Annotated in this window: 10 protein-coding genes; 7 read left to right on the plus strand and 3 right to left on the minus strand. The window is 58.6% G+C overall.

Annotated features, from left to right (window positions below):
- Positions 1-15: 15 nt before the first annotated feature.
- From P1X16_RS22300 to P1X16_RS22330, 7 genes are all read left to right on the plus strand, one after another.
- Positions 16-1146 (plus strand): sialidase family protein, encoded by a 1131-nt coding sequence (locus P1X16_RS22300; RefSeq protein ID WP_277233930.1) that lies wholly within the window; start codon positions 16-18, stop codon positions 1144-1146.
- Between the two features lie 56 nt (positions 1147-1202).
- On the plus strand, positions 1203-2621 hold the full coding sequence (locus P1X16_RS22305; protein ID WP_277233932.1) for an acetylxylan esterase: 1419 nt from the start codon (positions 1203-1205) through the stop codon (positions 2619-2621).
- A gap of 93 nt (positions 2622-2714) precedes the next feature.
- Complete coding sequence (locus P1X16_RS22310) at positions 2715-4628, plus strand: right-handed parallel beta-helix repeat-containing protein (RefSeq protein ID WP_277233934.1); 1914 nt, start codon at positions 2715-2717, stop codon at positions 4626-4628.
- Positions 4629-4824: 196 nt separating this feature from the next.
- Complete coding sequence (locus P1X16_RS22315) at positions 4825-7020, plus strand: alpha-rhamnosidase (RefSeq protein ID WP_277233935.1); 2196 nt, start codon at positions 4825-4827, stop codon at positions 7018-7020.
- Entirely contained in the window at positions 7020-7853 is an 834-nt protein-coding gene (locus P1X16_RS22320; RefSeq protein WP_277233937.1) for an L-rhamnose mutarotase, read from the plus strand. Before P1X16_RS22315 ends, P1X16_RS22320 begins: the two co-directional genes overlap by 1 nt.
- A 60-nt stretch (positions 7854-7913) precedes the next feature.
- On the plus strand, positions 7914-8987 hold the full coding sequence (locus P1X16_RS22325; protein ID WP_277233939.1) for a Gfo/Idh/MocA family oxidoreductase: 1074 nt from the start codon (positions 7914-7916) through the stop codon (positions 8985-8987).
- 53 nt (positions 8988-9040) lie between these two features.
- On the plus strand, positions 9041-10630 hold the full coding sequence (locus P1X16_RS22330; protein ID WP_277233941.1) for a sodium/solute symporter: 1590 nt from the start codon (positions 9041-9043) through the stop codon (positions 10628-10630).
- A 123-nt stretch (positions 10631-10753) separates the two neighbouring features.
- Here P1X16_RS22330 and P1X16_RS22335 read toward each other — a convergent pair whose 3' ends face one another.
- The 3 genes from P1X16_RS22335 to P1X16_RS22345 form a co-directional block, all read right to left on the minus strand.
- On the minus strand, positions 10754-11860 hold the full coding sequence (locus tag P1X16_RS22335) for an NADH:flavin oxidoreductase (protein ID WP_277233943.1): 1107 nt from the start codon (positions 11858-11860) through the stop codon (positions 10754-10756).
- A 124-nt stretch (positions 11861-11984) separates the two neighbouring features.
- Positions 11985-14318 carry a DUF5703 domain-containing protein gene (locus tag P1X16_RS22340; RefSeq protein WP_277233944.1) on the minus strand — a complete coding sequence of 778 codons (2334 nt, stop codon included), beginning with the start codon at positions 14316-14318 and terminating at the stop codon, positions 11985-11987.
- On the minus strand, positions 14315-15748 hold the full coding sequence (locus tag P1X16_RS22345) for a sialate O-acetylesterase (RefSeq protein ID WP_277233946.1): 1434 nt from the start codon (positions 15746-15748) through the stop codon (positions 14315-14317). The genes P1X16_RS22340 and P1X16_RS22345 overlap by 4 nt, the downstream gene beginning before the upstream one ends.
- Positions 15749-15835 lie beyond the last annotated feature (87 nt).

The raw sequence follows: 15835 nt of genomic DNA on the forward strand, positions 1-15835 counted from the left end.
CAACAAGACCACTGCATGAAAAAGATACTTCTGGTTGTAATTGGGAGCCTATTAGCGGGCAACCTAGCGGCGCAAACCAAGCCATGGAAGCAAGGCATTCTGACCGATGAGTTCATCTTCGAGAAAGCGCCGTTTCCGGAAAGCCACGCCGCCACCATTGCCGAAACCCCCAAGGGCCTCGTGGCGGCTTGGTTTGGCGGCACCAAGGAGCGCAACCCCGACGTCGGGATTTGGGTGAGCCGGCAGGAAAACGGCCGCTGGACCACGCCCGTGGAAGTCGCCAACGGCGTCGTGAACGAGACGCTGCGCTACCCTACCTGGAATCCGGTGCTCTACCAAGCTCCCGGCGGTGACCTGCTGCTGTTCTACAAAATCGGCCCCAAGCCTTCGGATTGGAAAGGCTGGCTGAAAACCTCGAAAGACAACGGCCTGACGTGGTCGGCGGCCGAGGCCTTGCCGGAAGGCTACATCGGGCCCGTGAAAAACAAGCCGGTGCTGCTCAAAAACGGCACGTTGCTGAGCCCTACCAGCACCGAAGGCAGCGGCGGCTGGCGCGTGCACTTCGAAGCCACCCCCGACTTCGGCAAAACCTGGACTATGACGGCTCCCGTCGAGAACGGCCAGACGCAGGGTGCCATTCAGCCAAGCATTCTGCTGCACAAAAAAGGCCGCTTGCAGGTGCTGTGCCGCAGCCGCGACCGGGCCATCTTGGAATCGTGGTCGGATGACAACGGTAAAACCTGGTCGCCACTCGCTAAAACCAACTTGCCCAACAACAACTCCGGCACCGACGCCGTGACCTTGGCCGACGGCCGCCAATTGCTGGTGTACAACCACGTATTGCCGCCCGGCACCCTCGCCAAAGGTCCTCGCACGCCGCTGAACGTGGCCGTTTCCAAAGATGGCAAAACTTGGTACGCCGCCGCCATCCTCGAAGACTCGCCCATCAGCCAGTATTCCTATCCTTCGGTAATTCAAACGAAAGATGGCCTGGTGCATTTCGTGTACACCTGGCGCCGCAAAAGCATCAAGCACGCCGTCATCGACCCAAAAAAGCTGAAGCTGGTCAAGATCGAAAACGGCCAGTGGCCCGCCCTGAAAGGCTACCAAGCCCCCTCCGCCACGGCCGAAATCACCCAAGATTAGGGACTAACAAGTGCCTGACCAGAACGATATCCCCTAATGACAGCCGTTCCTCCACCATGTCTAGAATCCTGCACCTGCTTTTTGGCTTGCTTCTGCTGACTACGACCACCGTGGCCCAAACCTCGGACGACCAGTACCGCCTGCCGCTGCAAACGGTGCTCGACCAGATTCAGCAACGCTACGGCGTGAAAATCAGGCCCGACGCGGCCATGGTGAAGGATAAGTGGGTGACCTATGCTGAGTGGCGCTACCGGCCCGACGTAGACGAAACCCTGAAAAACGTGCTGGCCCCGTTTGACCTCCAAGTGTCCAAAACCGGCGACAAGGCCTACAAACTCAAAACCTTCCAGTACCACCTGAAAACGCCCGAAGAAGGTGCCGCGCAGCTCGCCTACCTCGCCACCCGCTACCACGACGCAACTACTTGGGAAAAGCGCAAAGCCGAATTACGGAGCTGCATGTGGGAGGCGTTGCGCCTCTCCCCGATGCCGCCCAAACCCACCAGCAAACCCATCATCACCAACAAGCGCCAGTACGACGGCTACACCGTGGAAAACTTGGCCCTGGAAACCATGCCGGGCGTGTACGTAACGGGTTCGTTGTATAAGCCGCTCAAGGCCAAGGGTAAAGTGCCCGTTATCATCAGCCCCGATGGGCACTTTGGCGATGGCCGCTACCGGGCCGATGCCCAGTATCGCTGCGCCACGCTGGCCCGCATGGGGGCCATGGTATACAGCTACGACCTGTTTGCGTGGGGCGAATCCTTGCTGCAGTTTAAAGGCGAAGACCACCGCCGCAGCCTGGCCATGACGGTGCAGGCCCTGAACGGCCTGCGCAGCCTGGATTATTTGCTGTCCTTGAAAGACGCTGATAAAACCCGCGTGGCCATTACCGGCGGCTCGGGTGGCGGCAGCCAAACCATGCTGCTCACTGCCCTCGACGACCGGATCAAAGTAAGTGTGCCGGTCGTGATGCTCTCCACCTACCACAATGGTGGCTGCCCGTGCGAAAGTGGTATGCCCGTGCACCTCTGCGGCAACGGCACCAACAATGCCGAGCTAGCCGCCATGGCCGCCCCGCGCCCCCAACTCGCCATCACCGACGGCGGCGACTGGACCGCCCACACGCCCGAAGTGGCGTATCCCTATCTCCAAAAAATCTACGGCTACTACGGCAAAACCAGCTTAGTTGAGAACGTGCACCTCCCCAAAGAAGGCCACGACTACGGCGCCTCGAAGCGCCAAGCCATGTACGAGTTCCTAGCCAAGAACCTAACCCTAAACCTTTCTGCCGCCGAAGACAAAACCGGCAAGCTCGACGAATCTAAAGTCACCATCGAGAAAGAAGAAGTGCAAAAAGTATTCGGCAAGAACGGCGAGCTGTTACCATCAAATGCCCTAAAAGGCTTCGAGGCCTTACAAGCCGCTTTCAATAAGTCAACGCCTGCTACCGGAGAAGCCAAAAATCATAATTAGATGAAGACTAGAATCTAATTCCCCTCCTCATCCTCAGATCAGAGAAGGAACCAGCTCTTGCTTCCACCGCAGATTGAACACTTAGAAGCATTGATGATACGAACTCTTGCATACGGCCTGCTACTCGCGTTCAGCCTGCTGACTGCCCAAGGCTACGCGGCTGATATATGGGTGTCGCCAAAAGGTTCTGACCGGGCTGCTGGTACGGCCTTGCAGCCGCTGGCTACGGTAGCGGCAGCCTTGCGGCAAGCGCGGAATTTGCGCCGGTTGAACGATCCTTCGGTGCAAACGGGTGTGCACATTTGGGTGCGCGGGGGCGAGTACCGACTGTACGAGCCGTTGTTTCTGCGGCCCGAAGATGCCGGTACTGCTACCAGTCCGACGCTGATTGAAGCCGCCCCCAACGAGCAACCTGTATTGAGTGGTGGCGTGACCCTAACCGGCTGGCGCAAAGATACCAGCAACCGACCCGGTTTGCCGGCTGCCGCGCAGGGGCAAGTATGGGTGGCCGATGTGCCGATGGTAGGTGGCCGGGCCTTGGCGTTTCGGCAACTGTGGGTGAATGGCCGCAAAGCCGTCCGGGCCCGCACCCCCAACAATGATAATCTGCCACGCCTGCTCACGTGGGACATAAACAAGAAAGAAGCTTGGGTTCCGGCCACCGCGGTAGGTGCGCTACGGCAGGCCGGCCAACTGGAAATGGTGTTGCACCAGATGTGGGCCGTGAATGTGCTGCGCGTCAAGACGCTGACAGTGCAGGGTGCCAAGGCCCGCGTCACGTTTCATGAGCCCGAAAGCAAAGTTCAGTTCGAGCACCCCTGGCCACGGCCCATCATCGACGGCAAAAACGGCAGCTCGGCCTTTTACCTAACCAACGCCGTCGAGCTACTCGATCAGCCCGGCGAGTGGCACTATGATGCGCAACGCGGACAAGTGTTGTACTGGCCCCGGCCGGGCGAAATTATGAGCAGCGCCCACGTGGTGGCGCCGGTGCTGGAAACCTTGGTGCAGGTATCCGGCAGCCTCGACCAGCCGGTAGCCTACGTGCAGTTCAAGGAGCTAACCTTTGCTTATACCACCTGGCTGCGACCCTCCGAGCAAGGCCACGTGCCGTTGCAGGCGGGCATGTATTTGCTGGATGGCTACTCGCTTCAACAACCCGGTACCCCCGATAAAGCCGGTCTCGAAAACCAAGCCTGGATTGGTCGTCCGCCCGCGGGCGTGGAGCTTGCGGGTGTGCACCACACGCGCTTCGAGCGGTGCCAGTTCCTGCACATGGCCTCCGCCGCCCTCGATTACCAAAGCGGCACCCACGACGATACAGTAGTCGGCTGCACCTTTCGCGACGTGGCCGGCAACGGCATCCAACTCGGCAAATTCTCCGACGAAGGCACCGAAACGCACCTGCCCTACAACCCCAAAGACGAGCGCGAAATCTGCACCAACGAGCTGCTGGAAAACAACCTGCTCACTGATTGCGCCAACGAGGATTGGGGCTGCGTGGGTATTGCCGCCGGCTTTGTACGCAACACCACTATTCGGCACAACGAAGTTTCGCAAGTGCCTTATACCGGTATCAGCGTAGGGTGGGGCTGGACCAAAACCGCCAACTGCATGCGCGACAACCGCGTGACGGCCAACTACATTCACCACTACGCCCAACACACCTACGACGTAGCCGGCATCTACACCCTCTCGGCCCAACCCGGCACGACCATCACCGAAAACCGCGTCGAGGGAATCGGCCAGGCGCCCTACGTGCACGACCCCGACCACTGGTTTTACTTGTACTTGGATGAAGGCTCGGCGGGCATCACGGTCCAAGACAATTGGTGCCCGGCCGAGAAGTTTCTCGCCAATGCCAACGGCCCCGGCAACGTCTGGAAAAACAACGGCCCCATGGTAGCCAACGCCATCAAGCAAGCCGCCGGCCTAGAGCCCGCCTACCAGAACTTGCGCCCTGAAACCAAGAAGGCAGACGCTATCAAATCACAAGCCAAGCAATAGCAAGCCAAGCAATTAAAGAACGTCTGCTGAATGAAGCTGCTGCATCTCGCTAGGGTGGTAAACTCCTAATGCATAGGCAATAAAGCGGTAAAGATGCTTCGGCAAGCTTCGCAAGACAGTCACTTTGGCAACGCTCTAGCATGATGGCATAATGCAGCCACATGACTTAAGGCCGATCAACCTATCACCCCACCTGATGATAAACCAGTATCTGACCCGCATTGCCATGGCCGCCGTTATGCTAGTGATGTTGCTTACAAGTGCTTCCCAAGCGCAGCAACGCGCGAAAGCAGCCACTTGGATCTGGTATCCTGGTGACTACGAAATCTGGTTGGGTAACCAAATGCAGAATCGGCGCACCGAGCGGGGCTCGTTCTTCCCGCCGTTTTGGCGGCTGGATAGTCATTATGCCCTGATTGATTTCCACCAGGATTTCGACCTCAAGCAGCCGGAGGAAGTTGAACTGCGCGCCGAAGGGCAGTACAACGTAAAGCTGGATGGCAAGCTGATTTCCGGCGCGCCCGAGCGGCTGACGGTGCCCGCGGGCAAGCACCGCCTCAACATCAAAGTCTACAACCAGGAGCACGTGCCGGCGGTGTACGTGCGCGGCGCCACCATCGCCACCGATGGGTCGTGGCTGGTGACGTACGAGGACAAAGAGTGGATTGACGCGTCGGGCAAGGTTTCCGACCAGTCGGGTACGACGTGGCTGACGGCGAGTTCCTGGAACTTCAACGACCCGCAGGTGCTGCCTTCCGCCTTCCGCCTGACAACCGAGCCGCGGCGGGCAGCCAGCGTAACGCGCACCCCGGCAGGCGGCATGGTAGTGGACTTCGGGCGCGAAACCTTTGGCTACGTGCAACTGCACGGCCTGAAAGGAAAGGGGCCGGTGACGCTGTACTTCGGCGAGTCAAGAGAAGAAGCCTTAGCCACCGAAACCTGCGAAACGCTGGAGCGCCTGAGCGTGGACCAGCTGCAGAAAGCAGATAAGCTGACCGCGCTGTCGAAAGCGTTTCGCTACGTGAATATCCGGCCAGAAGCGGGCGTGAGCCTTGATTCGGTGTCGATGCTGCATGAGTACGCGCCGGTGGTGGAGCGGGGCAAGTTTCGGTGTTCCGATGAGCAGCTAAACAAGATCTGGGACGTGGCGGCCTACACCATGCACCTCAATACGCGCGAGTTTTTCATCGATGGCATCAAGCGGGACCGGTGGATATGGTCGGGCGACGCCTACCAGAGCTACTTGATGAACTACTACCTGTACTTCGACACGCCCACGGTGAACCGCACCACCTTCGCGCTGCGCGGCAAAGACCCCGTCACCAGCCACATCAACACCATTATGGACTACACCTTCTACTGGTTTATCGGCATCTACGACGCCTACCAGTACACCGGCGACAAAACCGTGGTGACGCAGCTTTACCCGCGCATGCAAAGCCTGATGGACTATTGCCTCGCGCGCCGCAACAAAGACGGTTTGCTTGAAGGCTTGGCCGGCGACTGGGTGTTTATCGATTGGGCTGATGGCCTGAGCAAGAAGGGCGAAGTCAGTTTCGAACAACTCTTGTTTTGCCGCAGCCTGGAAAGCATGGCCCTGTGCGCTAATCTGGTAAACGACCAAGCCGGCGCGCAGAAATACCAGCAACTGGCCGCCGACCTCAAAACCAAAATCTTCGCCACCTACTGGAATGCCGAGAAAGGTGCCCTAGTACACAGCCGCGTGAATGGCCAGCCCACCGACAACGTGACGCGCTACGCCAACATGTTCAGCATCTTTTTCAACTACCTCTCGCCTGAGCAGCAGCAACAGGTAAAGCAGTCGGTGCTGCTGAACCCGCAAGTAGCTAAAATCACCACGCCCTACATGCGCTTCTATGAGCTGGAAGCGCTATGTGCCTTGGGCGAGCAGCCCTACGTGCTCAAGGAAATGAAGAGCTACTGGGGCGGCATGCTCGACCTGGGCGCTACCTCGTTCTGGGAAGAATACGACCCCGCCAAAAAGGGCGCCGAGCACTACGCCATGTACGGCCGGCCCTTCGGCAAGAGCCTTTGCCACGCCTGGGGTGCCAGCCCAATTTACTTGCTGGGCAAGTACTACCTGGGCGTAAAACCGCTAACCGCCGGTTACGCTACCTACGAAGTGGTACCGAATCTGGGCGGCTTGCAGTGGATGGAAGGCACGGTGCCCACGCCCCAAGGCGACATCACGCTGACCGCCAGTGTCAAGCAACTCAAAGTTAAGGGCGCCGCCGGCACTGGCACATTGCGCTTCCGCAGCAAGTCGAAGCCAAGCTGCAAAGGCGCCAAAATTCAAGCGAAAGGCAACGGGCACTACGAGCTACAGCTAGAGAAAAACCGGGAATACGTGGTGACTTACCAAGCGGGGTAATGAGACAGCCACCACTTGATACCCGGAACGAAGTTAAACCGCATACCTGCGTCTTGCCCTTGTTGCTGGTATTGAATTCGCGCGACAGCATTGGTTCATCGCCGAAACACGATTACCTGTCGCGGCCTCGTTCCTTGGTTTGCCTTCTAACGACGGTTTTGGTGCTGTTTTCTCTTGGTTCTGCTTGCGCCCAAACGAGTGGTAAAGCAGCCATCCTCGAAGTAGTCGGGTCGAACGCGGCGCCGGTTGCAGCCGATAAACTGCTAGCGCTGTGCAAGCAGTATCAAATGCCTGCTTCGAGCGTGTATCGTTGGCAAAATCACTTGGTTGTGTATGGGCCGGCGGCCAGCATCCAGAGGCTACAGCAGCCCCTAACTGCCGCTTACCGCGGGGCGACAGTGAAACACTACGCCGCGCCGTTCTACAAATTCGACCGGCAGTGGTGCACCGACAAAACGGTCAGCCAGCAGTGGGACAACTTACTCCTGACGGCCAACTTGGTGCGCGACCCGGCCAAGCAGCAAGAGTACTTGCGCTACCACGCCACGCAGTTCGAGTTGTGGCCGGAAGTGGCCGCTGGCTTCTGCAAGGCTAGTTTTCAGCAACTCTTGGTGTTCCGGAACGAGCGGCAGCTTATGCTGGTCATCAGCGTTCCGAAGGGGGCCAGCCTCGATGAACTAAACCCAAAAACCACCGAGAACAATCCGCGCGTCGATGAGTGGAACGCGCGGATGAAGCAGTACCAGGAAGGCATCCCCGGCACCAAGCCCGGCGAGGTTTGGGTGTTCTTGAAGCCTGTAGTCGCGCCAGGGAAAACCATTATCAAACAGTGAAAAAGGGTGTTATGCAGAGCGCAGCAAAGCATCACCTTTTATACCATAATTGATTTCAACATGCTGAAATTAGGAATCCTGGGTTTGGGCGAGGGGCGAAGCACCATGTCAGCCGCGCTTAACAGCCCGAAAGTGTCGTTGCAAACCATCTGCGACCGGAATGAGGACTTGTGCCGACACCGGGTCGCGGAATTTCAGTTTGAAGGTCGGGTCACGACGCAGTACCAGGACATGCTCGAAGACCCGGAAATCAACGCCATTGCCATCTACACGCCCGACCACCTGCACGCCGAGCACGTGAAGCTGGCGCTGGAGCACGGCAAGCACGTGGTTTGCACCAAGCCCTTCATCGACGATTTGTCGAAGGCGAACGAACTGCTGGCGTTGGCCGAGCAATCGGGTAAGAAGGTGTTTATCGGCCAGAGCTCCCGCTTTTTCGAGCCGATGAAGCGGCAGCGGGTTGATTTCGAAGCGGGCTTGTTAGGGGAGTTGATTACCATCGAAGCCTACTACCACGCCGACCACCGGTGGTTTTTAGAGAAAGGCTGGTCGTTGGAAAAAGCCTTCAAGTGGTTGTACGGCGGCCTCAGCCACCCCGTAGATTTTATCCGATGGTACTTGCCCAACGTCGAGGAGGTAATGGGCTACGGCATGCTTAGCTCGAACGGTGCGAAAGGCGGCCTCAAGCACCAAGACACTATGCACTTCATTTTCAAAGCCACCGACGGCCGCGTGGCTCGCGTGAGTGGCGCCTACACCGGCCCCGTGCAGCCCGTCACCCGCGACTCGGAAATGAGCTGCATCCTGCGCGGCACGGAAGGCTGTAGCCAAGGCGACTACATGGACCTGCGCTACGCCATCACCGACCGTACCGGCGAAGAACGAATCGTGACCTGGGAGCACAAGCTGAAGCATTATTTCCGCTTCGAAGGCAAAAGCCACCACGCCGGCGAATACCAGAACTACCTGGAATACTTCGCCGATTCCATCGAGCAGAACTTCATTGCCTACCCCGACATCCAGGAAGGCATCGGCACCATTGCCCTGCTGCAAGCCATGGACCGCTCCCTGGCCACCGGCCAGCCCGTGAAAGTCCGCGACGTGCTGGCTGAGCATGGCGTTGAGCTCCCGTAGGTGCGGTCCGGCCGTCTTTACATCCTTGAAATCCTACTCCAACTGCTACCCATATGGGAAACAACCTACTTGGCCGCTTGACAATCTGGGATTATGCCATCGTCGTGGCGTATGTGGTTATCCTGTTCATCATTGGGTATCAGGCCAGCTTTTCCGGTTCCAAGAAGACCGGCAACTCTATTTTTCTGGCCAACAAATCGTTGGGGTGGGCCAGCATCGGCTTCAATATGTGGGGTACCAACGTGGGGCCTTCCATGCTGCTGGCCTTTGCCTCGATTGGGTACAGCACGGGCATTGTGGCGGTGAATTTCGAGTGGTACGCTTTCGTGTTTCTGTTTCTGCTGGCAACCGTGTTTGCCCCGCGCTACCTGGCCGCCAACGTGAGCACCATGCCCGGCTTTATGGGCCGGCAGTACGGCGACTCCACCCAAAACATCCTGGCCTGGTACGCCCTCATCAAGATTCTGATATCGTGGCTGTCGTTGGGCTTGTTTGCGGGCGGCTTCTTGGTTCGGCAGATACTCGGGATTCCGATGTGGCAGTCGGTGATTGTGCTGGTGCTGTTTGCGGGGCTGTTTGCGTTTGCGGGCGGCTTGAAGGCTATTGCCCGAGTGAACGTGTTTCAGATGATACTGCTGATTGTGGTGTCGCTCACCCTCACGCTTATCGGCGTGGCGAAAGTGGGTGGGCTGACCAAGGTGTTTTATAGCGTGCCCGGCAACTACTGGAATCTGCTGCACCCGGCTTCCGACCCGAAGTACCCCTGGTACGCCATTCTGCTTGGCTATCCGGTGTCGGCAGTGGCGTTTTTCTGCACCGATCAGGCCATGGTGCAATCGGTACTCGGGGCCAAAAGCTTGGAGCAGGGGCAGTTGGGGGTAGCATTCATCGGCTGGCTGAAAATTTTGTCGTTGCCCTTGTTCATCCTCACGGGCATCTTGTGCTACATTCTGTTTCCCAACCTCACAGACCCGAGCGAAGCCTACATGACGATGGTAACCAGTTTGTTCCCGCCGGGCATGAAGGGCCTGGTGATTGTGGTGCTGGTTGCGGTGCTGGTCGGTACGATTGGCTCGTCGCTGAATTCGCTGAGCACGGTATTTACCATGGACGTGTACGCCCGCAACATCAACCCGCAGGCCACCAATCAGCAACTGGTTACGGTGGGGCGAGTTACCATTCTGGTTGGGTGCCTGTTTGCCGTCCTGATGGCCCTGGCCATTGACAGCATCAAGGGCCTGAACCTGTTCGATGTGTTTCAGTCGGTGCTCGGGTTTATTGCGCCACCGCTGTCGGTGGTGTTTCTGCTGTCAGTGTTCTGGCAGCGCACCACCCGGCGCACGGTGAACGTGATTCTGTCGCTCGGCTCGGCCTTCAGTCTGGGCGTTGGGGTGGTGTATCTGTGGGTGCTGCCGCCGGACAAGTACAGCTTCTGGCCGCACTACATGATGTTGTCGTTCTACATCTTCGCGGCCCTCTTCCTTGCGGCCGTGCTGCTCTCCCTCACCGATAAAGCCGGCCAAGAAAGCCGCGAAGCCGTGGAGTATGGGGTGCTAGTCAAGCCCACGAAGCGGGTCCGGATCCTGTGGGGTGCGCTAGCGGCGGTGATGGTCGGATTGTACTTAGTTTTCAACGGGCATTAGTTGCCGCAATATCTGGCCAGGCAGCATGACAATTATTTAAAGCCAACCAGCCCAGCCACCTTACGCAAGGCAACTGGGCTGGTTGATTTTAGACAATTAGCGGAAACATGCCGCTAAGCGTGGCTATACCAGTGTGCTTAGTGCCTCGCGGCTATAGCCCTTCATTTCGTCTGAGCGGCCCTGCTGGATTTTCTCCACCCAGTTCGGGTCCACAATCAGCTGGCGACCCACGGCCACGAGGTCAAACTCGTTGCGGTCGAGGCGGCGCAGCAACTCATCAATGGAACGCGGTTCAGAAGCTTCGCCCGCGAAACCAGCCAGAAATTCGCCCGACAACCCCACCGAGCCTACCGTGATGGTGGTTTTACCGGTAAGCTTTTTCACCCAGCCAGCAAAGTTTAAATCCGAACCTTCGTTTTCGAACTCGGGCTCCCAGAAACGGCGCTGCGAGCAGTGAAAAATATCTACGCCGGCATCGGCTAGGGGCCGGAGCCAAGCCTCCATTTCCTGCGGCGAGTGAGCCAGCTTCACGTCGTAGTCCTGCTGTTTCCACTGCGAGAGGCGCAGGCTGATAACGAAGTCTTCGCCCACTTGGCGGCGCACTTCCTGCACCAGTTCCACGGCAATGCGGCTGCGGGCCGTTAGTTCGTCGCCGCCGTAGCTGTCGGTACGGTGGTTGAGGCCGGCCCAGAAAAACTGGTCGATCAGGTAGCCGTGGGCGCCGTGCAGTTCCAGGCAGTCGAAGCCCAGGCGCTTGGCATCAGCGGCAGCCCGGCCGAACGCGGCAATGGTGTCGGTGATGTCATTTTCAGTCATAACCTTGCCGGTGGCTTGGCCAGGTTTGAGCAGGCCCGAGGGTCCTTCGAAGGCTTCCGACGGTTTCCAGCCGGAGCGGTGCTCACTCATCACGCCCATGTGCCAGAGTTGCGGGCCCATTTTGCCGCCGCCGGCGTGCACTTCCTCGATAACGTGCTGCCAGCCGGCCAGCGCCTGCTCGCCATAGAAATGGGGAATATTAGGGTCGTTGGACGAGGCCGGGCGCTCTACTACGGTGCCTTCCGACAAAATCAGGCCTACCTGGCCTTCGGCCCGGCGGCGGTAGTAAGCGGCCACGTTGGGGCCGGGCACGCCATTGGGGGAAAAGGAGCGCGTCATGGGAGCCATGACAATGCGGTTCTTGAGTTGTAAAGACTTCAGCGCAAACGGCGCAAACAAGGCATTGATTGACATATACTCGGGTTGTTGAAACAAGAACCATTACAACCAACAAGCCTACCTATTTGATTTTTCAAACCACGATTATCGCCCAAAAAGCCGTTGCCTTGTCACTAAGCTAAGCCTGCGCAAACATCTATCAATCCACCACTATATCCTTGCGGCGCGACTCCGGTATCACCTTTAGTATCTGCACGTTTCCATCTTTTACCACGGCTTCCACAGTGGTTTGGTAAGGCGCGTGCAGCTTGAAATGCACGTCCCAGGTTCGGGGCCAGGCGGGCAGCAACAAGATTTTGCGGCCGTCGGTTTGCAAAAGCATTTCCTGGAGGCCGAGCATGCCGGCGCCGCCCCAGTTGTGGTCGGGCGCCCAGTCGTAGCCGGGGCCCCAGAAGGCGGGGAAGCGGCGGCCGGAATCTTGCAGCTTCTTCACGGTTAGCTCGGCGGCTTCGTCGGTCAGGCCGAGGCGGGCAGCAAAAATGTTGTGCTGCTTCCACCCGATGTGGCTGCGAAATTTCTGCACATCCGGGTCGTAGCGGTAGGTATTGACGGCCACCGCCAAGTCGGGCTTGCCGATGCCGTACAAGCCCCACGGAAACACGGGGTAGAGCTGCGGACTTTCCACGTTGTTGATTCGCTCCCAGGACTTGGCCGGGGCGAGCAGCTTGTGGCCTTCCACTTCTCGCAAGCTGATGTCGGGAACCCGGTCGAGCATGGCCGTCCACGTTTTGCGCTGTTCGGCGGTACCGTAGGTAGGCGGCAGTTCCAGCAGGCGCGTCAGTACGGTGCGCAAAGCGGCAATGGTGGCAGTGGAATTGTAGGCCATCTTGTAGGTTTCGGCACCCGAGCCAGGATAAAGCACCAGGTGGCCTTCTCCGTCGAGGGCTTTGGCGCCACGCTGGCGCGCCAGGTATTGGTAGTGCTCATCGAAAAAAGTCAGGCAGCTTTCCACGAAGGGCAGGTAAGCGGCTACGTCGTGGCCGGCGTAACGCTCGGTTTCCAGCATCATCAAGCAGAATTCCAGCACCGTGTCCCACTCGTATTCCAGCCAGGCGTTGTGCTCTAGGCCGGGGTCGAAGCCGGGCGGGCGTTTCCAGTTGTATTCGGCCGGGTTGGGCAAGCCGAAGTTTTCGAGTTGCTCGGTGAAGCAGGCGCCTTTGTGGTGCCAGTACGTTTCACTGCGCAGCTCGGCATTGCGCAGGATGCGCAGGTAGAAATCGAACTGCGGCTTCATTAGGGTAGCATCGCCGCTTTTCAGCATCGGCCAATACACCAGCCGCTGGTTTTGGGCGGTGTGGGTGCCGCCGCCCCAGTTGCGAAAATCCGGGGTGAACTTCAACGTGGAATCCGTTAGCGAAGGGTCGTAGGTGAACAAACCCCCGTTGAATTTGGTGGGGTAAGCACCGAACGCATTGCAACCTAGCATATAGCGCATTAGCTGGTAGTTGCGCCCCGCCTGCCACTCGGGCGCGTTGGCGGCCTGCTGCCCCGGTTGCACATAAATGAAGCTGCGGTTCCAGTAGTCGCGCCACCAGGCCAGCGTGCGTTGCCGGCTTTCTTTCAGGTTTTGTTGCGCAGCCGCTAACGTCTGTTGCAAGCTCTGCCGCCACTGCGCCGCGCTCGGCGAATAGGCGGTGTGCATGGCTACCACCATGGAGTGGGCGCGAGCCGCCCGACTTTTCAGCTTCCAGCCCTGATAAGGCGTATCGAGGTACTTGCCGGAATAAGTGCCGGCCGGAGCGAAGCCGCGCCCTTGCAGCGCACCGCCGAAAATCAAGTTTTGCAGCGGGTTGAATAATTGCGGCTTTATAGCTGCCAGTCCTTGCTGCTGCACCGTCACGTCGAACACCGTTTGGGCGCGATTCTGGTGGAAGAACTCCACGCCCTGGCGGCGGAAGCGGATGCTGTCTTGCAGGGTTTTTACCTCGCCCTGCGGCGCCCACTTATAGGAATTCTGGTTGTTTTCCTTGCCTTTGGTGGGGTGGTCTTGGTAGCGCCAGCTTTCGTAGCTGGCCTCCGCCACCAGTTTCTCGGAGCTGCTGACCTCAACGTGTACGACCGGCTTGAACACGTCCACCCAAATGTGCACCTGCGCCGAGTTGTTGCCGACGGTGCCGCTCAGGGTTACGTCGCCGGCTTCAAGGTTGAGGTGTTGCTTGAAGGTGCCGCCTGCGAAGGGATTTGGGGAAAGCCGCAGCCGTACGCGGCCGAGCTTGAGTAGCGTATTGTTTTCGTCGAAGGTGCCACTGCGGGCCACGTAGAACAGCACGTCGCCTTGCTCCACCCACACGTTCAGGCCCACGTCGCCGCCCCCACAGGGCATGGATTCGCGGGCGTTGCAACTCGGGCTGGTCCAGGTGATGTTGCAGGCCGCTAGCTCGGGGGCGGCTGCCGCGGTTTTTTGGGCGCGAATAGTAAGCGGGAGCAGGCACAGCAACAGCGCGCCCAAGCGCCCAAGAAGAAACTTATTCATTGCGCCCAATCATCAGTCCGAAACGACGATACGGGCAAGCCTTCGTTGCTGAACAACGTGGCGCGGGTGAAGTCCTGGAAGGCGTAGCGCACGGCCACCGGCGCCTTCACCGCCTCGCTCGACACCGTGATGACGCTGCCGTTGATGGCGGCTTTGGCGGGGTAGAACTTCTGGTCGGTGCCGGCCACTTCAAAGCCCGTTAGCTCCAACCCGAAGCTGCTCAGGCCGTTCGGTGCGTCCTTGAACTTCACTGCTACGGCCCCGTCTTTCACCTCCAGCGACTCGTAGGCCGGGCTAGTAGCGCCGAAGCCTTTCAACCCATACGTTTTGGCTAGGGCTAGCAGCGCCAAGCGGGTACCGCCGGGCTCTTTGCGCATGGGGTGAATGGAATTTTCTTCGCCCACATCAAGCAGGACGGCCATGGCGACATTCGGAATTTGGGGTTCGGCCTTGCGCTGGGCGTCGCGCAGGAAGGCCGAGTTGAACTTGCCGCCTTTGTTGTAGGGCGGGAGCTGGGCGTAATTGTACGGGGCAATTTGGGCGTAGTAGAACGGAAAATCGCCCATGCTCCACTCCGTGCGCCACTCTTTCACCAACGCTGCCAGCCGGGCCGGGTACTCGTCGGGGTGCTCGTAGTTGGATTCGCCCTGGTACCAGATAACACCCCGAATACCGTAGCCGACCACCGGGTGCAGCATGCCGTTGTAGAGCGTGGTGGGCGTGCGGTTCACTGCTTTGATGGAGTCGGTTTTAAGTGGAATTGTCACGCCGGCGAATTGGCGGAGCGTTTCGGCGTTCATCCAGGCCTCAATAGTAGAGCCGCCGTAGCTGCAATTGATCAGGCCCACCGGCACGTGCAACAGCTCGTTGAGCAGCCGGCCAAAGTAATAGCCGGTGGCGCTGAAGTTCGACACGGCTTCGGGCTCGGCCACCTTCCAAGTGAAGGGCTTGCTGTTGTCTTTGGGTTCGGTGCGGGAGTTGCGCGGCACGTTGTAGAGCCGAATGTTGGGGTTGCTCGACTTCAAAATAGCCTCGTTGGCGTTTAGAATCGGTTGGCCCTTGAAACCCTTCATCGGCATTTCCATGTTCGACTGTCCCGTGCAGAGCCACACCTCGCCCACCAACACGTTCTTCAACGTCACGGGCTTTCCGTCGCTGATGGTTAGTTGGTACGGTCCACCCGCTTGTGGCGTCGTTACTTTAAGTTTCCACTTACCCGCCGCGTCGGTTTTGGTGCTGTACTTCTGCTTGCCCCACGAAGGCGCTACGGTGATGGTGCTGCCCGCCTTTGCCCATCCCCACACCGCACACGCCGCTTGCTGCTGAAACACCATGTTGTCGGTGAAAAGGGCAGGCAATTTAACTTCCGCCCAAAGCAGGCGAGGAATAAGCAGTGCGGCGAGGCAAAAGAGAAGTGACTTGGTGTTCATGTAAAAGAGCGGCAAACTCAGTTGGACGTTCGGGTGGTGTTGGGAGTGGCAGCACGCATTTCTGTTTTGCTGAGCAAAGCTGAAGGT

This window comes from Hymenobacter sp. YC55 (assembly GCF_029433095.1).
GTDB lineage: Bacteria > Bacteroidota > Bacteroidia > Cytophagales > Hymenobacteraceae > Hymenobacter.

Bases quoted from the DNA above. Each gene is read 5' to 3' on its own strand.
- P1X16_RS22320 (WP_277233937.1), top strand. From the start codon at position 7,020: ATGAGACAGCCACCACTTGATACCCGGAACGAAGTTAAACCGCATACC.
- P1X16_RS22310 (WP_277233934.1), top strand. From the start codon at position 2,715: ATGATACGAACTCTTGCATACGGCCTGCTACTCGCGTTCAGCCTGCTG.
- P1X16_RS22345 (WP_277233946.1), bottom strand. From the start codon at position 15,748: ATGAACACCAAGTCACTTCTCTTTTGCCTCGCCGCACTGCTTATTCCT.
- P1X16_RS22340 (WP_277233944.1), bottom strand. From the start codon at position 14,318: ATGAATAAGTTTCTTCTTGGGCGCTTGGGCGCGCTGTTGCTGTGCCTG.
- P1X16_RS22315 (WP_277233935.1), top strand. From the start codon at position 4,825: ATGATAAACCAGTATCTGACCCGCATTGCCATGGCCGCCGTTATGCTA.
- P1X16_RS22300 (WP_277233930.1), top strand. From the start codon at position 16: ATGAAAAAGATACTTCTGGTTGTAATTGGGAGCCTATTAGCGGGCAAC.
- P1X16_RS22335 (WP_277233943.1), bottom strand. From the start codon at position 11,860: ATGTCAATCAATGCCTTGTTTGCGCCGTTTGCGCTGAAGTCTTTACAA.
- P1X16_RS22325 (WP_277233939.1), top strand. From the start codon at position 7,914: ATGCTGAAATTAGGAATCCTGGGTTTGGGCGAGGGGCGAAGCACCATG.
- P1X16_RS22330 (WP_277233941.1), top strand. From the start codon at position 9,041: ATGGGAAACAACCTACTTGGCCGCTTGACAATCTGGGATTATGCCATC.
- P1X16_RS22305 (WP_277233932.1), top strand. From the start codon at position 1,203: ATGTCTAGAATCCTGCACCTGCTTTTTGGCTTGCTTCTGCTGACTACG.